At 73.5% G+C, this 22,555-nt stretch carries 18 protein-coding genes; 9 read left to right on the top strand and 9 right to left on the bottom strand.

Features of this window, described 5'->3' with window-relative positions; genetic code table 11:
- The first annotated feature begins 1 nt into the window (after position 1).
- The 7 genes from leuA (at position 2) to OG519_RS09680 (ending at position 9,267) form a co-directional block, all read left to right on the top strand.
- A complete protein-coding gene (leuA, locus tag OG519_RS09710; protein ID WP_405581312.1) occupies positions 2–1,765 on the top strand; it encodes a 2-isopropylmalate synthase in 1,764 nt (587 codons plus the stop codon).
- Between the two features lie 291 nt (positions 1,766–2,056).
- Positions 2,057–2,764, top strand: a complete 708-nt coding sequence (locus OG519_RS09705; protein WP_405581310.1) for a TerB family tellurite resistance protein — start codon at positions 2,057–2,059, stop codon at positions 2,762–2,764.
- A 188-nt stretch (positions 2,765–2,952) separates the two neighbouring features.
- Positions 2,953–5,058: an MMPL family transporter gene (locus tag OG519_RS09700; RefSeq protein WP_405581307.1), complete on the top strand. Its 2,106-nt coding sequence runs from the start codon at positions 2,953–2,955 to the stop codon at positions 5,056–5,058.
- Positions 5,059–5,112: 54 nt separating this feature from the next.
- Complete coding sequence (locus OG519_RS09695) at positions 5,113–6,672, top strand: sensor histidine kinase (RefSeq protein ID WP_405581304.1); 1,560 nt, start codon at positions 5,113–5,115, stop codon at positions 6,670–6,672.
- The gene (locus tag OG519_RS09690; protein WP_405581302.1) at positions 6,669–7,361 is read left to right on the top strand and encodes a response regulator; all 693 of its coding nucleotides are present in this window, start codon (positions 6,669–6,671) and stop codon (positions 7,359–7,361) included. Before OG519_RS09695 ends, OG519_RS09690 begins: the two co-directional genes overlap by 4 nt.
- 181 nt (positions 7,362–7,542) lie before the next feature.
- Positions 7,543–8,325: a DNA repair protein RecO gene (gene recO, locus OG519_RS09685; protein ID WP_405581300.1), complete on the top strand. Its 783-nt coding sequence runs from the start codon at positions 7,543–7,545 to the stop codon at positions 8,323–8,325.
- 120 nt (positions 8,326–8,445) lie between these two features.
- A complete protein-coding gene (locus OG519_RS09680; protein WP_405581297.1) occupies positions 8,446–9,267 on the top strand; it encodes an isoprenyl transferase in 822 nt (273 codons plus the stop codon).
- Positions 9,268–9,279: 12 nt separating this feature from the next.
- Here the strand turns inward: OG519_RS09680 and OG519_RS09675 are convergent, their stop codons facing one another.
- The 4 genes from OG519_RS09675 to OG519_RS09660 all read right to left on the bottom strand — a co-directional run bounded on the left by OG519_RS09675 (position 9,280) and on the right by OG519_RS09660 (position 12,579).
- Positions 9,280–9,729, bottom strand: coding sequence for a Fur family transcriptional regulator (locus OG519_RS09675; protein ID WP_405581294.1), 450 nt, complete (start codon positions 9,727–9,729; stop codon positions 9,280–9,282).
- Between the two features lie 143 nt (positions 9,730–9,872).
- A complete protein-coding gene (locus OG519_RS09670; protein WP_405581291.1) occupies positions 9,873–10,817 on the bottom strand; it encodes a metal ABC transporter permease in 945 nt (314 codons plus the stop codon).
- A complete protein-coding gene (locus tag OG519_RS09665) occupies positions 10,817–11,590 on the bottom strand; it encodes a metal ABC transporter ATP-binding protein (protein WP_405581288.1) in 774 nt (257 codons plus the stop codon). Before OG519_RS09665 ends, OG519_RS09670 begins: the two co-directional genes overlap by 1 nt.
- On the bottom strand, positions 11,587–12,579 hold the full coding sequence (locus tag OG519_RS09660; protein WP_405581285.1) for a metal ABC transporter substrate-binding protein: 993 nt from the start codon (positions 12,577–12,579) through the stop codon (positions 11,587–11,589). Before OG519_RS09660 ends, OG519_RS09665 begins: the two co-directional genes overlap by 4 nt.
- Positions 12,580–12,725: 146 nt before the next feature.
- Between OG519_RS09660 and OG519_RS09655 the strand changes: the two genes are divergently transcribed.
- Entirely contained in the window at positions 12,726–14,108 is a 1,383-nt protein-coding gene (locus OG519_RS09655; protein WP_405581282.1) for a glycine--tRNA ligase, read from the top strand.
- Here the strand turns inward: OG519_RS09655 and OG519_RS09650 are convergent.
- Together OG519_RS09650 and OG519_RS09645 are read right to left on the bottom strand one after the other, a co-directional pair.
- Positions 14,078–14,701 (bottom strand): hypothetical protein, encoded by a 624-nt coding sequence (locus OG519_RS09650; RefSeq protein ID WP_405581280.1) that lies wholly within the window; start codon positions 14,699–14,701, stop codon positions 14,078–14,080. The two genes, OG519_RS09655 and OG519_RS09650, sit on opposite strands and share 31 nt — an antisense overlap.
- 571 nt (positions 14,702–15,272) lie before the next feature.
- Entirely contained in the window at positions 15,273–16,805 is a 1,533-nt protein-coding gene (locus OG519_RS09645) for an MFS transporter (RefSeq protein WP_405592594.1), read from the bottom strand.
- Between the two features lie 155 nt (positions 16,806–16,960).
- Here OG519_RS09645 and OG519_RS09640 point away from each other — a divergent pair, with 155 nt between their 5' ends.
- Positions 16,961–17,926, top strand: coding sequence for a helix-turn-helix transcriptional regulator (locus OG519_RS09640; protein ID WP_405581277.1), 966 nt, complete (start codon positions 16,961–16,963; stop codon positions 17,924–17,926).
- Positions 17,927–17,932: 6 nt separating this feature from the next.
- Here the strand turns inward: OG519_RS09640 and OG519_RS09635 are convergent, their stop codons facing one another.
- Genes OG519_RS09635 through OG519_RS09625 form a run of 3 tightly spaced genes read right to left on the bottom strand, consistent with a single transcriptional unit; the run spans position 17,933 to position 22,553 of the window.
- On the bottom strand, positions 17,933–18,676 hold the full coding sequence (locus tag OG519_RS09635; protein WP_405581274.1) for a 4'-phosphopantetheinyl transferase family protein: 744 nt from the start codon (positions 18,674–18,676) through the stop codon (positions 17,933–17,935).
- Complete coding sequence (locus OG519_RS09630; protein WP_405581271.1) at positions 18,673–21,966, bottom strand: PDZ domain-containing protein; 3,294 nt, start codon at positions 21,964–21,966, stop codon at positions 18,673–18,675. The genes OG519_RS09635 and OG519_RS09630 overlap by 4 nt, the downstream gene beginning before the upstream one ends.
- Positions 21,963–22,553 (bottom strand): GNAT family N-acetyltransferase, encoded by a 591-nt coding sequence (locus tag OG519_RS09625; RefSeq protein WP_405581268.1) that lies wholly within the window; start codon positions 22,551–22,553, stop codon positions 21,963–21,965. The genes OG519_RS09630 and OG519_RS09625 overlap by 4 nt, the downstream gene beginning before the upstream one ends.
- Positions 22,554–22,555: the final 2 nt, after the last annotated feature.

Below are 22,555 nucleotides of genomic sequence, written 5' to 3'. Positions count from 1 at the left end.
CATGACCAGTCAGCACCGTATCGGCCGTGCCACGCCCATCACGGCCGCGACCGTCACCCAGCGTCCGACCGCCATGCCGGTTCACAAGTACGGCCGGTACGAGCAGGTGGACATTCCCGACCGCACCTGGCCGGATGCCCGTGTCACGAAGGCGCCCCGCTGGCTGTCCACCGACCTGCGCGACGGCAACCAGGCCCTGATCGACCCGATGTCGCCCAGCCGCAAGCGGGAGATGTTCGACCTGCTGGTCCGGATGGGCTACAAGGAGATCGAGGTCGGCTTCCCCTCCTCAGGGCAGACCGACTTCGACTTCGTGCGTTCCGTCATCGAGCAGGACGCCATCCCCGACGATGTGACGATCTCGGTGCTGACGCAGGCCCGTGAGGAGCTGATCGAGCGCACCGTGGAGTCGCTGCGCGGCGCCCGCCGGGCCACCGTGCACCTCTACAACGCGACCGCGCCGGTCTTCCGCCGGGTGGTCTTCCGCGGCACCCGCGACCAGGTCCGGCAGATCGCGGTGGACGGCACCCGGCTGGTGATGGAGTACGCCGACAAGCTGCTGGGCGATGAGACGGTCTTCGGCTACCAGTACAGCCCGGAGATCTTCACCGACACCGAGCTGGACTTCGCGCTGGAGGTCTGCGAGGGCGTGATGGACGTCTGGCAGCCCGAGGAGGGCCGCGAGATCATCCTCAACCTGCCCGCCACCGTGGAGCGCTCCGCCCCCTCCACCCACGCCGACCGCTTCGAGTGGATGTCCCGCAACCTGTCCCGCCGCGCTTTCGTGTGCCTGTCGGTGCACCCGCACAACGACCGCGGTACGGCGGTGGCCGCGGCCGAACTGGCCCTGATGGCCGGCGCGGACCGGATCGAGGGCTGCCTGTTCGGGCAGGGCGAGCGCACCGGCAACGTCGACCTGGTCACCCTGGGGATGAACCTGTTCAGCCAGGGCATCGACCCGCAGATCGACTTCTCGCAGATCGACGAGGTCCGCCGCACCGCCGAGTACTGCAACCAGATGGAGGTCCACCCGCGCCACCCGTACGCCGGCGACCTCGTCTACACCTCCTTCTCCGGCTCCCACCAGGACGCCATCAAGAAGGGCTTCGAGGCGATGGAGGCCGAGGCGGCCTCCAAGGGCACCACGGTGGACGCCATCGAGTGGGCGGTGCCCTACCTGCCCATCGACCCCAAGGACGTCGGCCGCTCCTACGAGGCGGTCATCCGGGTCAACTCGCAGTCCGGCAAGGGCGGTATCGCCTACGTGCTGAAGAACGAGCACAAGCTGGACCTGCCGCGCCGGATGCAGATCGAGTTCTCCCGGATCATCCAGGCCAGGACCGACGTCCAGGGCGGCGAGATCACCCCGGCCGAGATCTGGGCGGTCTTCCAGGACGAGTACCTGCCCACCCCCGCCAACCCCTGGGGCCGGATCACCCTGCGCTCGGCCCAGGCGTCCACATCGAGCGACGGCACCGACGCGCTGACCGTCGAGGCCGTGGTGGACGGGGTCGAGACGGCGCTGAGCGGCACCGGAAACGGCCCCATCTCGGCCTTCTTCGACGCGCTGGGCTCGGCGGGGATCGACGCCCGGCTGCTGGACTACACCGAGCACACGCTCAGCGAGGGCGCCAGCGCGCGGGCCGCCTCGTACATCGAGTGCGCGATCGACGGCCGGGTGCTGTGGGGCATCGGCATCGACCCCAACACCACCCGCGCCTCACTGAAGGCCGTGGTCTCCGCCGTCAATCGCGCGGGCCGCTGACCACACTTCCGAGAGCGACAGGGCCGGCGGCCGGCGCCGATCAGCGCCCCGCCGCCGGCCGTTGTCCCCGCTCCGCCCCGGGTTTCCGCCCGCCCGGGGCGCACGGTCAGCGGGCGCCGGCGCCTCCCGCGCGAAGAGCCCAGGTGAATTGCCCCCGTACGCGGTACTGACTGCACCTCACCACTGTGGCTAACATCACGGTCGTACGGCACCGTTGCCGGAGCGTCATCGTGCGCGTTCGGGCCGGCAGGGTCGCGTACCGGAACGAACACGGCCGGAGGGTGCAGCGTGATGAAGATGGGGCTGTATATCTGGGGTGTGCGCACCGCCTGGCACACCGAGGACGACGGTGAGTTCTTCTGCCCCGACTGTGGCGGGGACCGCGCCTACCACCGCAGAACCGGCACCCGCAGACTGACGGTGCTCAACGTACCGCTGCTCACCCGCGGTCCGGCCGGCACCGTCATCGAGTGCACCGTCTGCCACCGGCGGTTCGACGCCGACGTGCTGCTGACCCCGACCACCACCCGGTTCTCCGCGATGCTGCGGGACGCGGTGCACACCATCGCGCTCGCCGTGCTCACCGCCGGCGGCGCGACCGACCGGGGCGCCCGTGACGCGGCGGTCTGCGCGGTCCGCGCGGCCGGCTTCACCGACTGCACCGAGGAGCAACTGCTCGGCCTGCTCGCCGCGATCGTCGCCGACGAGGGCCGCTTCCGCCGCTCCGAGGAGCTCGGGCCCGACTCCTTCGCCGAGGCCGTCGACGGCTGCGGAAGCTGGCTCTCCATCGAGCTGCACGAGGCGTTGGAGCCGCTCGCCGACCATCTGCACACGTACGGCAGGGAACGCGTACTGCTCGAAGGCGCCCACATCGCGCTCGCCGACGGCCCCTATCTGCCGGCCGAGCGGGAGGTGCTCGAAGCGATCGGGCGCTGTCTGTCGCTGCACACCGACGATATCGACCGGCTGCTGACCGCCGCCGCGGCGACGCCGTCCTGAACAGCGCGCGGACCGGGGACACACGGGCCGGGGACGCGCGGGCCGGGCGTACTCCCCGGGGAGTACCGCGCCGCCCGCTCGGTCCGGCGGAGTAACGCCCCACTCGGCCCTCAGCGCGACGCGGACCACCCCCTTCGGGCGGAACGCTGGTGCATGTGACACCAGCCGCTCCCGGAGGGGAAGCCCCGATGCCTTCCAGCCAGTCCGCCGCCCCCGCGTACCGCCGCGCACTGCCCTGGGCGGTGATCGCCCTGTGGATCGTGATCCTCGCCGTCTCGGGCGGCTTCGCCGGCAAGCTGAGCGGCGTCAAGCACAACGAGACCGTCGACTACCTGCCGGCCAGTGCCCAGTCCACCCAGGTCGCCAGGATCCAGCAGACCCTGCCCGGCGGCGGCGCCACCGACCTGCTGCTGGTCTACGACCGCGGCACCGGCCTGACCGGCGCCGACCGGGCGGCCGTCGCGCGCCAGAGCGCCGCGGTCGACCGGGCGTACGACCTGGTGGGCCCGGCGCCCCGGCCGGTCACCGCCAAGGACGGCCGCACCCTGATGGTGCCGGTCTCCATCGCCGAGCGCGACGGCAAGCCGGAAGTCGTGGTCAAGGACGTCAGGGCGCTGCTCGCCGCCGGCCGGCCCGCCGGGCTCAGCGTCCGGGTCGGCGGCCCCGGGGCCGCACAGGCCGACGCGAAGGAGGTCTTCGCGTCCGTCGACGGGACCCTGCTGCTCTCCACGGCGGCGGTCGTCGCCCTGCTGCTGATCATCACCTACCGCAGCCCGTTCCTGTGGCTGGTGCCGCTCGGTGTCGTCGGCGTCGCGGCCGGCACCGCGATGGCCGTGGTCTACGGACTCGTCGAGGGCTTCGGACTCACCGTCTCCGACATGAGCTCCTCCGTGATGACCGTGCTGATCTTCGGCGCCGGCACCGACTACGCCCTGCTGCTCATCTCCCGCTACCGGGACGAACTCCGCCGCCGCCCCGAGCCCTACGAGGCGATGCGGGCCGCGCTGCGCGGGATCGGCCCCGCGGTGCTCACCTCGGCGGCCACCGTCGTCGCCGGGCTGCTCTGCCTGCTCGCCGCCGACCTCAACAGCAGCCGCGGCCTCGGCCCGGTCGGCGCGGTCGGCGTCGTCTGCGCGCTGGCCGCGATGACCACCCTGCTGCCGGCCGTCCTGGTACTGCTCGGCCGGCGGATCTTCTGGCCGCTGATCCCCGCCCACGGCAGCCCCGCGCGGACCGGCCGCGCCTTCTACCGCCGCGTCGGCGAGCACGTCACCCGCCGACCGGTCGTCACGCTCACCGCCTCCGTACTCGCGGTCGGCGCGCTGGCGCTCGGCATCGGCAATCTGCCGGGCGCGCTGCGGCAGGACGACACCTTCACCGGCAAGCCCGAGTCGGTGGCCGCCGACGAACTGCTCCACCGCGCCTTCCCCGACCGCAGCAGCCAGCCGATCACCGTCGTCGTCCCCACCGCCAAGGCGAGCGCGGAACAGACGGCGCTGCGGTCCACGGCCGGCGTGGCGAGCACCGCGGCGGGCCGCAGCGGCGGCGGCTGGAGCGAGATCTCGGTCTTCCCGACGGCCGCCCCCGACACCCCGGCCGAGCACGCCACCATCACCCGGCTGCGGGCCGTCACCGCCGCGGGCCACGGGCTCGTCGGCGGCGCCAGCGCCCAGCGGATCGACACGGCGGACACCACCGCGCGCGACCGGGGCATCGTCATCCCGCTGGTGCTCGGCGCGGTCTTCCTGCTGCTGGCCGCCCTGCTGCGCAGCCTGATCGCCCCGCTGCTCCTCACCGCCGCGATGGTCGCGGTGTGGGGCGCCGCCCTCGGTATCGGCGGGCTGCTCTTCGGCCCGGTGCTCGGTCTGCACGGCATCGACCCCGGGCTGCCCCTGCTCAGCTTCGTCTTCCTGGTCGCCCTCGGCGTCGACTACGGCATCTTCCTGCTGCACCGGATGCGTGAGGAGGCGGCGCGCGGGGCCGACGCGGGCAGCGCCACCCGTACCGCCCTCGAATCCACCGGCGGCGTCATCGCCTCCGCGGGGGTGGTGCTCGCCGCGACCTTCACCGTCCTGGCCACCCTGCCGCTGGTGATGATGGTCGAACTCGGCCTGGTGGTGGCCCTCGGTGTCCTCCTGGACACCTTCCTCGTCCGCACCTTCCTGATCCCGGCGGCCACCGCGCTGATCGGCCGCCGCCTGTGGTGGCCGGCCCGGCTGCCATCGCTGCGTGGCACCGGCACCGCGGCGCCCGCGCCGGCCAGCGCCGCCGAACCGGCCACCCGAGCGGGCTGAGCGCTCGCGCGCCGTCCCTTGGGGCCCGGAGCGTTCATCACGGAGGATGGCAGCGTGACCCACAGTCTCGTGTTCCCACTCGCTCGGCAGGACCGGGCCGGCCGCAACGCCACCGCGCCGCCGCCGGTCTCGGTCAACGACGTCGGCCTGGCCGCCCTCGTCCTGGTGGCGCAGGCGCTGCTCGCCGTGCTGCTCCCCGAGGGCTTCGCGAGTCATCGGCTCGACGCCCTCGGCTGGGCGATGCTGGTGGCCGGCGCCGCGGTGCTGGTCTGGCGGCGGCGGGCGCCGATGCTGTGCCTGCTCGGGATGGTCGCCGTGGTGGCGCCCTATCACTACCTCCGGTACATCCAGGTGGCTCCCCTGCCGTGCAGCGCGGTCGCCCTGTACGCGCTGGCGGTGGCCGGACCGCGGCCGCGCACCGTCCTGGTGGTGCCGGTCATCGTCTGCACGATGGCGGTGGAGCTCGGCTCGCTCGGCAAGCCGGACGCGGCGATCGCCACGCTGCGCAGCGCGGGCTGGATCGTGGCGTTCGCGGTCATCGGCGAGGTGGTGCGGATGCACCGGATCTACGTCGCGGAGATCACCGACCGTGCCGAGCGGGCCGAACGTACCCGGGAGGAGGAGGCCGCCCGCCGGGTCGCCGAGGAGCGGCTGCGGATCGCCCGCGACCTGCACGACCTGCTCGCGCACAGCATCACCCTGATCGGGGTGCAGACCTCGGTGGCGGCCCACATCCTGGTCGCCGACCCGGAGCGGCTCGACCGGACCGCGGTGGCCGGCGCGCTCGACGCCATCGCGGACACCTGCCGGGAGGCCCGCGCCGAACTCCGCACCACCCTGCGGGTGCTGCGGGCCGACGGCGACGGGCCGCTGCCCGGTCTCGCGGGTCTTCCCTCGCTGGTCAAGGCGGCGGAGGCGGGCGGCGCGCGGGTCGAACTGGAGGTGGCCCCGGGCGCGGCCGAGCAGGTGCCGCCGGCCGTGGGCGCCGCCGCCTACCGGATCGTCCAGGAGTCGCTGACCAACGCGGTTCGGCACGCGGACGCGCCGGGGCCGCGGATCTCGGTCCGGGTGGAGCGGGCGGCGGCGGCCCTGCGGCTGCTGGTCCAGGACGAGGGGCCGGGGGGCGCCGAGCCGGGCGGTCGCACGGCCGGTCGCGAGTCCTCCCGGGACCCTGCTGGCGCGGGCCGGGGTGAGGCCACCGGCTTCGGCATCCTCGGCATGCGCGAGCGGGCCCGCAGCGTCGGCGGCACCCTGACGGCGGGGCCCCGGGCCGGCCGCCCCGGGTTCGCGGTCACCGCGGAGCTGCCGCTCGGTGCGGACGCGGGAGCTGGTGCCGGCCGGGGCCCGGACCGGCCGGCCCAGGCTCCCGCGTCGGCCCAGGCTCCCGCGCCCCGGCCCGGCGCGCTCGCCCCCGCCGTACCGCCGGATGGCGTCCCGGCGGACGTGTCACCGGCTGCCGCCGCTTCCGCCGGGTCCCGGGCCGGGGTTGCCGCCTCCGTCGTACCGCCGGACGCCGTACCGCCGGTACCGCCGGTACCGCCGGACGCCGTACCGACCGCCGTCGCGCCCGCCGGGTCCCCGGCCGGGGCCGCCGCCGAGGGAGGCGCCGGATGACCCCGACACCGCCGATCCGCGTCCTCCTCGCCGACGACCAGCACCTGGTCCGGGCCGCCTTCGCGATGCTCGTCGAGTCCGCCCGGGACATGGAGGTGGTGGGCCAGGCTGGCAACGGGGCCGAGGCGGTCGAGGTGTGCCGCGCCGCGCGGGCCGACGTCGTGGTGATGGACATCCGGATGCCGGAGCTGGACGGCATCGAGGCCACCCGCCGGATCGCCGCCGACCAGGACCTGGCCGGGGTACGGATCCTGGTGCTGACCACCTATGACGACGACGAGCACGTGATGGCGGCGCTGCGGGCCGGCGCGTCCGGCTTCATGGCCAAGGACACCAGGCCCGGCGAGCTGCTCGACGCGATCCGTACCGTCGCGGCCGGCGACGCGCTGCTCTCCCCCGGCCCGACCGCCAAGCTGATCGCCCGCGTGCTGCGGCTGCCGGACCGGCCGCCGGCCGGCACACCGGTCCCCGCCGGTCTCGCCTGCCTGTCCGAACGGGAGCGGGAGGTGCTGACCCTGGTGGCCCGCGGGCTGAACAACGCCGAGGCGGCCGAGGCGCTGGGCCTCAGCCCGCTCACCGCCAAGACCCATGTCAGCCGGATCATGGGCAAGCTGGGCGCCAGGGACCGGGCCCAACTCGTCGTTCTCGCCTATGAGTCAGGACTGGTGGCGCCCGGCACCGACCGCTGAACCCGCCATCGACCGCTGGACCCGGACCCGGACCCGGACCCGGACCCGGACCCGGACCCGGACCCGGACCCGGACCCGGACCCGGACCCGGACCCGGACCCGGACCCGGACCCGGACCCGGACCCGAACCCGGGACCGGGACCGGGCGACCGGTCGTACCGGCGTACGGGACAATGGGGCCATGAGTCTGTTCCGCGACGACGGCATCGTGCTGCGCACCCAGAAGCTGGGTGAGGCGGACCGGATCATCACGCTGCTGACCCGCAGACACGGCCGGGTGCGGGCGGTGGCCCGGGGGGTGCGGCGCACCAAGTCGAAGTTCGGCGCGCGGCTGGAGCCGTTCAGCCATGTCGATGTGCAGTTCTTCGCCCGGGGCGGTGAACTGGTCGGCCGCGGGCTGCCGCTGTGCACCCAGGGCGAGACCATCGCGCCCTACGGCGGCGCCATCGTCACCGACTACGACCGCTACACCTCCGGCACCGCGATGCTGGAGACGGCCGAACGCTTCACCGACCACGAGGGCGAACCGGCCGTCCAGCAGTATCTGCTGCTGGTCGGCGCGCTGCGCACCCTCGCGGCGGGCGACCACGAGCCGCGGCTGGTGCTCGACGCCTTCCTGCTGCGCTCGCTGGCCGTCAACGGATACGCGCCCAGCTTCGACAACTGCGCCAAATGCGGGATGAACGGCCCCAACCGGTTCTTCTCGGTCGGCGCGGGAGGAGTCGTCTGCGGTGACTGCCGGGTGCCGGGAAGCGTCGTACCCTCACGGGAGTCGCTCGAACTGCTCGGGGCGCTGCTGGGCGGCGACTGGGAGACCGCGGACGCCTGCGAACCGCGCCACTGCCGCGAGGGCAGCGGGCTGGTCGCGGCGTATCTCCAGTGGCATCTGGAGCGCGGCCTGCGGTCGCTGCGCTTCGTCGAGCGCCGGCCGGAGGTCGCGGTGGCCGATCGGACCGACCGGTAGCCCGAACCGGACCGACCGGACCGACCGGTAGCCGCGCGCCCCACGGTAGCGTGGACGAACGGCTGACCAGGCCACCAGGCCACCAGGTCCCACCAGGAACACTGTCAGGAGAAGCGCGACATGGCACGTCAGGGGATTCTGGCCCGTAACCGGACCTCCTACCGGACCCCGGATCCGCACCCGTCGGGCGCCCGGGCACCGAAACTTCCCACCGAACTCGTCCCCAAGCACGTCGCCATCGTGATGGACGGCAACGGCCGCTGGGCCAAGGAGCGCGGGCTGCCGCGCACCGAGGGCCACCGGGTCGGCGAGGGCGTGGTGCTCGACGTCCTCAAGGGCTGCCTGGAGATCGGCGTCAAGAACCTGTCGCTGTACGCCTTCTCCACCGAGAACTGGAAGCGGTCGCCGGACGAGGTGCGCTTCCTGATGAACTTCAACCGCGATGTGATCCGCCGCCGCCGTGACGAGATGAACGAGCTGGGGATCCGGATCCGCTGGGTCGGCCGGATGCCGAAGATGTGGAAGTCGGTGGTCCAGGAGCTCCAGATCGCCCAGGAGCAGACGGTCGGCAACGACGCCATGACGCTCTACTTCTGCGTCAACTACGGCGGCCGGGCGGAGATCGCCGACGCCGCGCAGGCCATCGCCCGCGATGTCGCGGCGGGCAGGCTCGACCCGGGCAAGGTCAACGAGAAGACCTTCGCCAAGTACCTCTACTACCCGGACATGCCGGACGTCGATCTCTTCCTGCGGCCGAGCGGTGAGCAGCGCACCTCCAACTACCTGCTCTGGCAGAGCAGTTACGCGGAGATGGTGTTCCAGGACGTGCTCTGGCCGGACTTCGACCGCCGGGACCTGTGGCGGGCCTGCATGGAGTACGCCTCCCGCGACCGCCGCTTCGGCGGGGCCATCCCCAACGAGGAGCAGATCCTCAAGGGCTGACCCCGGCGGCGATCAGCCCGCGGCCGGTGCCGCGGGCTCGGCGGCGCCGCCGGCCGACGCCGAGCACTCCGCGCAGGTACCGAAGATCTCCATCGTGTGCGCGACATCCACGAAGCCGTGCTCAGCGGCGATCGCGTCGGCCCACTTCTCGACCGCGGGCCCCTCGACCTCGACGGCCTTGCCGCAGACCCGGCAGACCAGGTGGTGATGGTGGCCGCCGCCGGAGCAGCGCCGGTAGACCGATTCGCCGTCGCCGGTCCTGAGCACGTCGATCTCACCGGCGTCGGCGAGGGACTGAAGGGTGCGGTAGACGGTGGTCAGGCCGACCGAGTCGCCGCGGTGCTTGAGCAGGTCGTGCAGGTCCTGCGCGCTGCGGAACTCCTCGGCCTCTTCCAGAACCGCCGAAACCGCGGCCCGCTGCCGGGTCGAACGGCCGCGCACGGGATGGTTGGCGGTGGTCACCGGTGTCTCCTTCTCGGTCGTCGTTGCTCGTCGTCGGGCGGCGTTGCCTGTGCTTGCCCGTCGTGGGTGCTCGCCGGCGGCCGCCGGCACCGCCGGAATCGGGCACCTGTCCGGGTGGCCCATTGTGCCAGGCCGAGCGGCGCTCAGGCCCGGATCGGAACCGCCCGGTCCGACTCGGCGGGGTACCGGGCCGGCGGCGCTCCGTCGGCCCCATCAAGGGTGCACCCTTCCGGGCCGATGTCCGGGCCGGTGTCCGGACCGATCGCCGAGCGGCGGCTCCGCCGCGCGGCCAGCGGCGCCGCGACCGCCGTCATCAGCAGGAAGACCGCCATCGAGGCCAGCACGATGCTCGCGCCCGGCGGCACGTCCACGTAGTACGAGAACACCGTCCCGGACAGCGCCACCGTCACCCCGATGACCATCGACACCGCCAGGGTCCAGGCGAAGCCCCTGGTGACCTGCTGGGCGGCGGCCACCGGGATCACCATCAGCGCGCTGACCAGCAGCAGCCCCACGATCCGCATCGCCACCGTCACGGTGACCGCCGCCGTCACCGCGAGCAGCAGGTTCAGCGCCCGCACCGGCAGCCCGCTGACCCGGGCGAACTCCTCGTCCTGGCAGACGGCGAACAACTGCCGCCGCAGCCCCAGGGTGACCAGCAGCACGAAGACCGCGAGCGCGGCCATCGGCGCGAGGTCCTGCGGCGCGACGGTGAGGATCGAGCCGAAGAGATACGTGGTCAGGTTGGCGTTGGAGCCGTTCGGCGCCAGCGAGATGATCAGCACCCCGCCCGACATGCCGCCGTAGAAGAGCATCGCCAGCGCGATGTCGCCGCGCGTCTTGGCGTAGGAGCGAATCAGCTCCATGGCGACCGCGCCGAGCACCGAGACGAGTACCGCCGTCCAGACCGGGCTGACCTGGAGCAGGAAGCCGAGCGCGACGCCGGTCAGGGCCACATGGCCGATGCCGTCGCCCATGATCGCCTGGCGGCGCTGCACCAGGTAGATGCCGACGGCCGGCGCGATCACACCGATCAGCACCGCGGCCAGCAGGGCCCGCTCCATGAAGGGGTAGCCGAGGATCTCCATCAGCCCGCGACCCCGGCCGGCCTGGGCTCGCCCGCGTGCGAGTGCGCGTGCGCGTGATGCGGGCCGGGCGGCGTGTGGTGCCGCACGCCGTGAGGCGGCGGCCCCTCGGACCGCACCCGGCCGTCCGCGAGCACCACCGCGCGGTCGATCAGCGGCTCCAGCGGGCCGAGCTCGTGCAGCACCAGCAGTACGCCGCTGCCCGCCGCGACCTGCTCGCGCAGTGTGTGGGCGAGCACGTCCTGGCCGGGCAGGTCGACGCCCGCCATCGGCTCGTCCATGACCAGCAGTTCGGGTTCGCCGGCCAGCGCGCGGGCGATCAGCACCCGCTGGTGCTGGCCGCCGGAGAGCGCGTCCACCGAGTCCCCGGCCCGCCCGGCCATCCCCACCCGGTCAAGCGCCCGGTCCACCGCCGCCCGGTCGGCCCGGCCGGGCGGCCGCAGCCGGGTACGGGCCAGCCGCCCGGCGGAGACCACCTCCCGTACGGTCGCGGGCACGCCGCCGGCCGCGGTGGTGCGCTGCGGTACGTACCCGATCCGCGCCCACTGCCGGAAGCGGTCCCCCGGGGTGCCGAACAGCTCCCAGGTACCGGCGGCGAGCCCTACCTGGCCGACCACCGCGCGGACCGCCGTCGACTTCCCCGAGCCGTTGGCGCCGAGCAGGGCCACCACCTCGCCGCGGCCGACGGTCAGATCAAGGCCGCGCAGCACCGGGCGGGTACCGAGGGTGACATGGGCGTCGCGCAGCCGCACCACGGTCTCGGGGCCGGTGGTCACGCGGCGCCCAGCGCGCGGCGCAGCGCCCGCAGGTTGGCCCGCTGCACCTGGAAGTAGTCGCGGCCGGCCGACCGGTCGGTGATGCCCTCGATCGGGTCGAGGACGGCGGTGGTGACCCCCAGATCGCCGGCCACGGTGCTGGCGACGCGGTCGCTGACCAGCGGCTCGAAGAAGACCGTGGTGGCGTGGCCGCGCCGGGCGGCGTCCTGGAGCGCCTTCATCCGGGCGCCGCCGGGCTCGCTCTCCGGGTCGACGCCGGCCACGGCCTCCTCCACCAGGCCGTAGCGCTCGGCGAGATAGCCGAAGGCGGCGTGGGTGGTGACGAAGGTGTCGGAGACCCGGCCCCGCAGGCCCGCGCGGAAGGCCGCGTCCAGGGCGGTGAGCTCGCCCACCAGCGCGTCGGTGTTCTTGGCGTACGTGGCCGCGGACGCCGGGTCGGCTCGGGCCAGCGCGGCGCCGATGCCCCGGGCGAGCTGTGCGTAGCGCACCGGGTCCAGCCAGACATGGGGGTCGGCGCCCGGGTCGTCCCGGTGGGCCTCGCTGTCGCCGGTGTCGCCGGTGTCGCCGGGCCGGCCGTCCACCTCGGTGCCGTGGTCCTCCAGCGTGGTCAGCGCGGCGGCGTCCACCGCGCGCCGGACGCCGGACTGCTCGATGGCCGCGTCCACGGCGGGCTGGAGGCCGCGCAGATAGACCGCCAGGTCGCTGTCGCCGAGCCGGCCCACCTGCCGGGGGGAGAGTTCGAGGTCGTGCGGTTCGACGCCGGGCCTGGTGAGATCGGTGACGGTCACCCGGGACCCGCCGATCCGCCGGACCAGGAACTCCAGCGGGTAGAAAGAGGCCGTAACCTTGAGCCTTCCGTCGCGCCCGCCGCCCGCGGTGTCCGCCCGTGCCGCACCGGAGCAGGCGGCCAGCGCCGGAAGAGCGAGTGCGGCGGCGACGGCGAGCGCGGTGGCGGGTATCACCCGGGGACGATCCTTCACGACAGTCATTTTCAACTGAAGTGGAAACGGTTGTCAATTGCCACTGGCCGGGGGGAGCCCCGGTTCTTGCAGGCCGCGGAACGGATTTGATATGCGCCCCGCACCCGCCGGTAATCTGGGACAACTGACCGCTTCGTCGTACTGAAGAGAGCACCGTGGCCGCCGACAAGATCGACACCATCGTCAGCCTGAGCAAGCGCCGTGGCTTCGTATTCCCGAGCAGCGAGATTTACGGCGGTTCCAAGGCCGCCTGGGACTACGGACCGCTGGGCGTCGAGCTCAAGGAGAACATCAAGCGCCAGTGGTGGCGCTCCATGGTGATTTCGCGTGACGACGTGGTGGGCATCGACTCGTCGGTGATCCTCGCCCCCGAGGTGTGGGTCGCCTCCGGGCACGTCGCGACCTTCTCCGACCCGCTGACCGAGTGCACCTCCTGCCACAAGCGCTACCGCGCCGACCACCTGGAGGAGGCGTACGAGGCGAAGCACGGCAAGCTCCCCGCCAATGGTCTGGCCGACATCAACTGCCCGCACTGCGGCACCAAGGGCGCCTTCACCGAGCCCAAGCAGTTCTCCGGCATGCTCCAGACCCACCTCGGCCCCACCCAGGACGCGGGTTCCGTGGCCTACCTGCGGCCCGAGACCGCCCAGGGTATTTTCGTCAGCTTCGCCCAGGTACAGATCACCTCGCGGAAGAAGCCGCCGTTCGGCATCGCCCAGATGGGCAAGTCGTTCCGCAACGAGATCACGCCGGGCAACTTCATCTTCCGGACCCGCGAGTTCGAGCAGATGGAGATGGAGTTCTTCGTCAAGCCGGGCGAGGACGAGAAGTGGCACGAGTACTGGATGCAGGAGCGGTGGAACTGGTACACCGGCCTGGGCCTGCGGGAGGAGAACATCCGCTGGTACGACCACCCGAAGGAGAAGCTCTCCCACTACTCGAAGCGCACCGCGGACATCGAGTACCGCTTCAACTTCGGCGGCCAGGAGTTCAGCGAGCTGGAAGGTGTGGCCAACCGCACCGACTTCGACCTCTCCTCGCACGCCAAGGCGTCCGGCCAGGACCTCTCCTACTTCGACCAGGAGGCGGGCGAGCGCTGGTTCCCGTATGTCATCGAGCCGGCGGCGGGCGTCAACCGGGCCATGCTCGCCTTCATGCTCGACGCCTACAACGAGGACGAGGCGCCCAACGCCAAGGGCGCCATGGAGAAGCGCACGGTGATGCGGCTCGACCCGCGGCTCGCCCCGGTGAAGGTCGCCGTGCTGCCGCTCTCCCGCAACCCCGAGCTCTCCCCGAAGGCGAAGGGCCTGGCCACGGCGCTGCGCAAGAACTGGAACATCGAGTTCGACGACGCGGGCGCGATCGGCCGCCGCTATCGCCGCCAGGACGAGATCGGTACGCCATTCTGTGTCACGGTGGACTTCGACACGCTCGACGACAACGCGGTCACGGTCCGCGAGCGGGACACCATGAAGCAGGAGCGGGTGTCGCTCGACCAGGTGGAGTCCTACCTCGGTGGGCGGCTGCTGGGCTGCTGACCCGCCGCCTCGCACACCGCCCGATCGGTGAGCGCCTCCGGCCGCCGCACCGGCTCGATCCCGAGCCCGGTCCGGCGGCCGGCCGCTTGTCCGGCGGGGCGCGCAGGGTCGATCCGGTCCGTCCGGTCCGTCCGGTCCGTCGGGTGGGCCGGGTTCGACGCCGGGCGGGGGAAGCTGGTGACGGCGAGGACGCCGCATATCGCGGCGAGCGGTATCTCGGCGGCGAAGGCCATCGCCAGGGCGGTGCGGAAGTCCGGGCCCGACGAGGTCATCACGTCGAACCAGGCGTCCACCGCGAGGAGCGTGGCGGTGGCGCCGGCCACCGCCGAACGGACGCGGTGGCGGCGCAGGGTGAGCAGGCCGGTGGCGATGAGGCCGACCGCCTCCATCGTGTCGAGCCCGACCCAAGCGGTGGCCCAGTGCGGCGCGGTGGCGGTCGGCGGCAGGCCGGTGGCGAGCACGACCAGCCAGGGGACGAGGGCGATGCCGCTGGCCACCAGGGCGTAGCCGGGCCAGCGGCGGAGCGGGGCGCTCGGCCGCGCGGGCGGCCCGGTGAATTCCGCGTACGGCGGCGGGCCCTGGCGTACGAGCATCACTGTGGTCTCCCTCCGGTGCGCCCCCGCGTCCTTGGACAACGCCGGGAATGCGGTGAACCCTTCCTGGAGTCTGCCCACGGCGATCTCGGGCAAGGTACGGAATAACGCCACCTACGGTGCCGCGCTCGTGACCCCAGCGCCCCTCGGCCGCCGGGCCTGCGCGGTCCTCGGGTCAACCCCACGGCCCTCGTGACCCTTCTCACGCCCCGCCCGCCCCGACCCGGACGGCCTTCGGGCCCTGAAGGGGGGGCCACCGGCCGGTGGCACGGGGGCGACAGCGGCAGCCCCTTTGGGTCGGTGGCGATCTGCCGGTCGCGCTGTGGCTGGCCGCGCAGTTCCCCGCGCCCCTTGTTGGGTGCCGCCGACCGCGAAGTGGACGCCGTCGGGCCCCGAAGGGGCGCGAGGAACTGCGCGAGCAACCGGCCACCGGCCGGTGGGCCGGATACGGCAGGAACAGCCCCTTTGGGTCGGTGGCGACGTGCGGGTGCGTTGTGGCTGGTCGCGCGGTTCCTCGCGCCCCTTGTTGGGGGCCGTCGACAGCGGAGTGGACGCCGGGGAACCGCTTAGGTCACGTCACCGTGCGGGGGAGCCGGAGGCTCAGGGTGGCCGTGGCGGCGACGGTTAGGAGTTGGCCGAGCAGGGTCCAGAGCAGGGCGTCGCGGATGCCGATCGAGGTGGACAGGGTGAGGAACAGCGTGCCGAGCGTCGCCACGCCCAGCGCGAGGCTGGCCTGCTGGGTGGTGGCCATCGCGCCGCCGCCCACTCCGGCCTGCGCCGGCGGCACCTCGCTGAGCACGATGCGGAAGACCACCGGCAGCACGAACCCCTGCCCGAAGCCGGCCAGCGCCATGCTGGGCGCGAGCGCCCAGATCCCCAGGTCCGGCCAGCCCCACCAGAACGTACCGGCCAGCACCACCAGGCCGACCCCCTGGATCAGCGAACCCCCGGTCACCGTGGCCCGGCCGAAGCGGGCCACCGCCCGCGGCCCGAGCAGCGACGCCGCGAAGAACGCCGCGCACAGCGGCGCCAGCGCCGCGCCCGCCGCCAGCGCCCCGAAGTGCAGCCCGTCCTGCATGGCCACGGCCAGCACGAACATAAAGCCGCCGAAGCCGAGACAGAACGGCAGGATCAGCACCAGCCCGCTGCGGACACTCTGGATACGGACCAGGGACGGCGGCAGCAGCGGGGTCCCGCCGGACCGCTCACCGTGCCGCTCCACCGCCACGAACGCCGCCGCCAGGAACGGCGACAGCGCGAGCAGCACCCACGACCACAGCGGCCAGCCGGTCGCCCGGCCCTCGGTCAGCGGCAGCAGCAGCGCGATCAGCGTCGCCGCCAGCAGCACCGTGCCGGACCGGTCGATCCGGGCCGGCCGCGGCGAACGCGTCTCCGGCACCGAGCGCACCGCCAGCACCAGGGCGACCGCCGCGATCGGCACGTTGACCAGGAAGATCGCGCGCCAGCCGCTGCCCGCGATGTCCGCCGAGACCAGCACGCCGCCGAGCACCTGACCGACGACGCTCGCGATGCCGGCCGTCGCGCCGTAGTAGCTGAGCGCCTTGCCGCGGCTGCTGCCGGACGTGGCGGCCTGAATGGTGGCCAGCGCCTGCGGCAGCAGCAGCGCGGCCGCCGCGCCCTGGGCGACCCGCGCGCCCACCAGCGTCCACGCGTTGGGCGACACACCGCAGGCCAGCGACGTGAGCGCGAAGGCCGCGAGCCCCCACAGGAAGAGGGTCCGGCGGCCGAACATGTCACCCAGCCGGCCACCGAGCACCAGCAGCACGGCGTACGCGACGCCGTACCCCGCGACCACCATCTCCAGCACCGCGGGCCCCGCGTCCAGATCGCGGTCGATCGTGGGCAGCGCCACATTGACGATGAAGAAGTCCACCATCGGCAGGGCCGCGCCGAGCAGCACGGTGAGCAGACCGAGCGTGCTGAGCGCCGGGGACCCGGCCGGGGAGGAAGGAGACGGGGCCGATGACGAAGACGGGGCCGATGAAGGAGAGGGGGCCGGTGCCGTGGAGACCTGTGACGAGGGGGACTGCGAAGAGGTGCGCCGGGCCGCGGCGGTCGGGCCGGGCGCGCCGACCCGGGTCACGGTCGGCAGCACCTGAGCTCGGGAAACCGGGGAGTGTTCGATTCGATCGGTCACTCTGGCCACCCTGCCCTCTTTCCCAGAGGGGTACCAGAGACGGTTTATCCAGGTATCCAGAGAACCTGGCAACCGGCTGCCCGATCAGGCAAGCTGGTGGGATGAGCACAGCCTTCGATGGTGCCCCGTTCGACCGCGCCGACGGGGATCTCGCCGCGGTCGCCGGTCTGGCCGCGACCGCGCTGCCCTACGACGAGAACACCGGCCGCGGTGACGGCGGTGAGAGCCGCCGCCGAGAGCTGGCCTCCTTCCTGCGCAGCCGCCGCGAACGCATCTCGCCCGAGCAGGTCGGGCTGCCGCCGGGCCGCCGGCGGCGCACCCCGGGGCTGCGCCGCGAGGAGGTGGCGCAGCTCGCCGCGGTCGGCGTCACCTGGTACACCTGGCTCGAACAGGCGCGGGAGATCCAGGTCTCCGCCCAGGTCGCCGACGCCATCGCCCGGGCGCTGATGCTCGACCGGGAGGAGCGGCGGCACCTCTTCACCCTGGCCGGCACGCCCGACCCGCGACCGCTCCACGACTGCCCCGGGATGTCGCCGGCGATCCGGCAGATGATCGACCAGTTGGAGCCGCTGCCCGCCGCCGTCTTCAACAGCCGGTACGACATCATCGCGTACAACCGCACCTACGGCCGGATGGTCTGCGACCTCGACGCGATGCCGGTCGAGGAGCACAACATCATGTGGCTGTGCTTCACCGACCCGCGATGGCGGGAGCGGATCCTGGACCGGGAGCTGAACGTCCGGCTGATGGCGGCGAAGTTCCGGGTCGCGCTGGCCCAGCACCTCGGCGAGCCCGCCTGGAAGACGCTCCTCAAGCGCCTTCAGCAGGCGTCGCCGGAGTTCCGCGAGGTCTGGGAGCGGCACGAGGTGCTGCTGCCCGAGGCGCACGTCAAGCGCTTCCTCAACCCCGAGGTCGGCCCGCTGGCCTTCCAGTGCACCCATCTGTGGCTCGGCCCGCAGTCGGGTCCGCGCCTCACCACGTACATCCCGGACGACCAGCCCACCCGCGAGCGTCTCGACCGCCTCTACGCGACGGTGCTGGCCGAACAGGCGCCCATCGCGGTCTGACCGGCCTCACGCCGGAAGGGCCCGGGGGTGGACCCGCGTCACGGGGATCGTGGTGGCCAGGGCGGCGCGGTGGGCGGGCGGCGCGGGCAGGGGAGTGAGGTGGAGCGGGGCCCGCGGCCAGCCCGCGACGGTCGGGGCCGTGGCCAGGCCGGTGCTGACGTCGATCGATGCCGGGGGAGCCGACAGGCCGTGGCCGGTCAGCTTCATCGCCGCCTCCTTGCGGACCCAGGCGTCCAGGAACGCCGCCGGGCGGGCATCCCCGGGCAGCCGGGCGTAGGCGTCGCGCTCGGCGGGGGTCAGGGTGAGGGCGGCCAGGCCGTCCGCGTCGCGGGCCGGGTCCAGATGGTCCAGGTCCGCGCCGACCAGCCCGGCGCCGACGACCGCGAGCAGCAGCCAGTCGCCGGTGTGCGAGACCGAGAAGTCGAAGGCCGCGCCCGGCACCCGGGGGCGGCCGTGCCGGGGAGCGCCGCACAGCGCGCAACCGCGTTCCACGGTCACGTCGGCCGCCGGTACGCCCAGGTAGCGGCCCACGATGAGCCGCTGGGCGGCCCGCGAGGTGAGCAGCGTGTCGGCGGCCGTCCCCGCGCCGAGCGACTGCCAGCGCCGGCGTTCCCCGGCGTCCAGCAGATCGGCCCAGGCCGCCCGCCGCCGTACCGGCACCAGCCACACGTCGCAGGTCCCCGTGACCGGCACCGCCGTCCCCGCTGTCCCCGCGGTCGCCGCCGCCGTCGCCGTCGCCGTGCCGGTCATCCGCCGCTCCCCCCGGTGGCGACCGCCCCGGCGCCGGCCTCAGCGCCGGCCCGTGCCGCGTCGACCCGTGCCGCGTCGGCGTCGGCGGGGCGGTCGGGTGGCCCGAAGTCCGCGGTCGCCGTCGCCGGCAACATCGTGAGCAGCCGGTTCACCGCGGTGGCCAGTTGGGCGTCGAGCCCGGGCCGAGGCCCCGCCGGGACCACGGCGACCGTGATGTCCGGCTCGACCCCGCGGTTCTCCAGCCCCGCCCCGACCCCGCGGAAGTAATAGCAGAACTCGGGCTGGGTGGTGACGGTCCCGTCGACCAGGCCGTGCCGCGGCCAGGTGGCGATGGTGCCGCCCCACGTCCGGGTGCCGACCAGGAGGCCGAGGCCCCGCTCGCGGAACATATGGCCGAAGATCTCGCCGTCGGAGCCGGTCTGCTCGTTGATCAGCGCCGCCATCGGCCCGCGCGGTGACTCCAGCGGATACGGCACCGCGCCGCTCCACCGGCCGTGTTCGGTGCCGGTGCGGCTGCGGGCGAGCCGGTCCAGGAGCAGCGGGGAGACATGGCCGCCGCCGTTGAAGCGCACGTCGACCACCAGGCCCTCCCGGTCCAGGCCGCCGAGGAACTGCCGGACGAAGTCGGCGTATCCGGTCCTGAACATGTCCGGCACGTGCAGATAGGCGAGCCTGCCGTGCGAGACCTCCTCCACGTAGGCGCTGTTGCGGGCGACCCAGTCCAGGTAGCGGGCGCGGGCCTCGCTGCGCGCGGCGTGCACCACCACCCGGCGCGGGAGGGCGCCTTTGCGCAGCACGGTCAGCTCGACCTCGCGGCCGGCGAGTCCGGTGAGCAGTTCCGCCGGGCCGCCGGGGCCGACGGGATGGCCGTCGACCGCGGCGATCTCGTCGCCGGTGCGGATGTCGATGCCCGGCCGGTCGCAGGGCGAGGTGGCGTCGGGGTTCCAGGGGTCGCCGCGCAGCACGTGCGCGATCCGCCAGCGGCCGTCGGCCTCCGCCGCGGTCTCCCAGTCGACGCCGAGGAACCCCTGGGCCTCGCCGGTCGGCGCGCCGTAGTCGCCGCCGCGCTCGTAGGCGTGCGAGGTGGCCAGCTCGCCGTGCAGCTCCCAGACCAGGTCGGACAGTTCCGCGCGGGTGGCCACCCGGTCGAGCAGCGGCAGATAGCAGCGGTGGACGGCGTCCCAGTCGATGCCGGACATCTCGGCGTTCCAGAAGCTCTCGCGCTGGAGCCGCCACGCCTCCCGGAACATCTGCCGCCACTCCGCGGCGGGCACGAAGGGGATCTTGACCCGGTCCAGGTCCACCCAGCCGGTGGGCCGGCCGGGCGGCGCGATCGGTGTGTCGAAGTCCTCGACGGCCTCCTTGGGGGCGCCGGCCGGTACGACGCGCAGCCGGTGGTTGTGGCGGTAGAGCAGTGCCGTGCCGGTCCGGTCGGTGCTGATCTCGTCGACCGGGCCGAGATAGTCGTCGGTGACGTCGCCGGTGGCCAGGTCGACCAGGGTGACGGTGCCCTCCTGCTGCTGCTGCGGGTCGTCGGGTTCCGGCGCGCTGAGCGGTACCGACAGCAGCAGCACGCAGTCGGGCAGGCCGAGTACCGCCGCGTAGCGGCCCTCCGGCACGGGCAGCGGGACCAGCCGCCGCTCGATGCCGGTGAAGTCGATGGCGACCGGGCTGTCGTCGTCTCCCCCGTCGTAGATGTCGCCGAACGGCCCGGCGGCCGACTGCTGCGGCGACCCGAAGGGCGGCTGCCGGTCCGCGGTCAGCGGTACCGCGTAGGGCCGGGCGCCGAAGGGGAAGCCGATCTCGAACTGGACCTGGTCGTGCTCCGGGGTCAGATCGCGCTGACCGACGAAGTACAGATAGCGGCCGGCCGGGTCGAAGGAGGGCAGCGCGTCCCGCAGCACCGGACGGGTGATCCGGGAGGTGCGGCCGGTGTCCACCTCGGCGACCTTGATGGCGGTGCTCCGGGGGCTGTCGGGATAGGTGTACGCGAGCCAGCGTCCGTCGGGGGACCAGGCCAGGTCCTCGATCCGCTCATGGGCGCTGCTGTCGAGCAGCCGCGGCTCCAGCTTCGGCCGGTCGGTGTCGACGCTCCACAGTTCCTGGCGGTTGGTGGCGAAGGCGACCTGCCCGGTGGCGGGCGAGGCGGCCAGCGCGGTGACGTAGCCCAGGTCCGCCAGCGGCACGCCGAGCAGTTCGGCGCCGCCCTCGGCGGGCAGCAGGACCAGCCGCTCGCCCGGGCCCGAGTCGCCGGCCACCGCGACCAGCCGTTCGCCGTCGGCGAGCCAGTTCAGCAGCCGGTAGCGGACCCCGTCCGGGCGGCCGTGCCGCCGTACCGGGCCCGACCAGGGAGCCAGGGTGCAGGCCTTGCCGCGGGCCGTCACCGCGAGGGTGCGGCCGTCGGGGGCGAGCCGGGCGCCGTCGAGGAAACCGGTGGCGGAGACGATGCGCCGCTGGTGCTGGATGCCCGACGGGGCCAGCTCGACCCGGAGCCGGCGGGTGCCGCCGCGGGCCGGGTCCAGCACGTGCAGGAGCGCGCCGCTGTGGTAGACCAGCCGGCGGCCGTCACCGGACAGGCCGCGGGCGTAGTACTCGTCGTGGTCGGTGTGCCGGGTCAGTCCGGTGCCGTCGGGGTGGCAGGAGTAGACGTTGCCGGTGCCCTCGTGGTCGCTGATGAAGTAGATCCGGTTGCCCACCCACACCGGGTCGGCCGGGTTGCCCGCGGGCAGCTCCAGGCGCCGGTAGAGGCCCGATCCGTCGTCGTCCACCCAGAGTTCGCCGGCCGCGCCGCCCCGGTAGCGCTTGCGGCGCGCCGGGTCGGCGATGGACCGGCCGATCACCGAGCCGCCGCCGGGCCCGTAGGACACGGACGCGGCCGGGCCGGCCTCGACCAGCCGGGCCGGGCCGCCGTCCGGGTGGACGGCGAAGAGCCGGAAGCCGAAGCCCTCGGGCTGGCCCGCGGTGCTCGCGTAGAGGATCTCGCCGGTCAGCGGGTGCCAGCCGGTGACCGCGCAGCGGCCGGCCTGGTAGGTCAGCCGGCGGACCGGGCCGCCGGCGACCGAGGTCAGGCTGACCTCGGTGAGGCCGTCGAAGGTGCCGGTGAAGGCGACCTGCCGGCCGTCCGGCGACAGCCGCGGCCCGGCGCAGGCGGAGTTGCCCGCGGTGAGCCTGCGCGCGGTGCCGCCGTCGGCGGGCACCGTCCACAACTCGTCCTCGCACACGAAGACCACGGTGTCGCCCGCGATGGTCGCGTGGTGCAGATAGCCGCCTTCAGCGGCGCGGGCGGTCATGACGGCCGGGGTGACGCGGACGCGGAACGGATACGGTGGGCGATCGCGCGGCGCCGGTCGGCGGCCTGCTCGCGCCAGCGGCGCACGTCCTGCTCGCTCTCGGTCCAGTAGCAGGCGGTGCGCCACTCGCCGACGGTGTACGAGTCGTACGCGCAGCGGACCCGCCGCTGCTCGGTGAGTTCACCGGACGACACCAGCATCGTGTTGTGCTCCAGGACCTGGTTGACGACCACCCGCATGTTCAGCTCGGCGCGGATGTGCGCGTGCGCGGCGGTGACGGCGGCGGCGCCGTACGGGCCGCGGTACTCCGGCAGCACTCCGAAGGACAGCTCGCAGGTCTGGCCGGGCCAGTCGATCGAGGTGATCCAGGCGAAGCCGACGGTGGCGCCGCGGGACTCGCACAGGGTGAACATCCGCTTGACGCGGTGCTGACGGGTGATGGTGCGCTGCTGGTTGGCGGTGAGCGCGTCGTCGTCGCTGACGACCGCGAAGTCGGTGAGATTGGCCTGGAAGCGCGACTCGCGCAACAGGGCGGTCCGCGTGGGGATGTCGTCCTCGGTGAAATGCCGGACGGTCACGAACGGCATGG

This window comes from Streptomyces sp. NBC_01190 (assembly GCF_045039895.1).
Taxonomy (GTDB): domain Bacteria; phylum Actinomycetota; class Actinomycetes; order Streptomycetales; family Streptomycetaceae; genus Actinacidiphila.
Note: the sequence above shows the minus strand (reverse complement) of the source record. Positions and strands in the feature narration are given on the sequence as shown.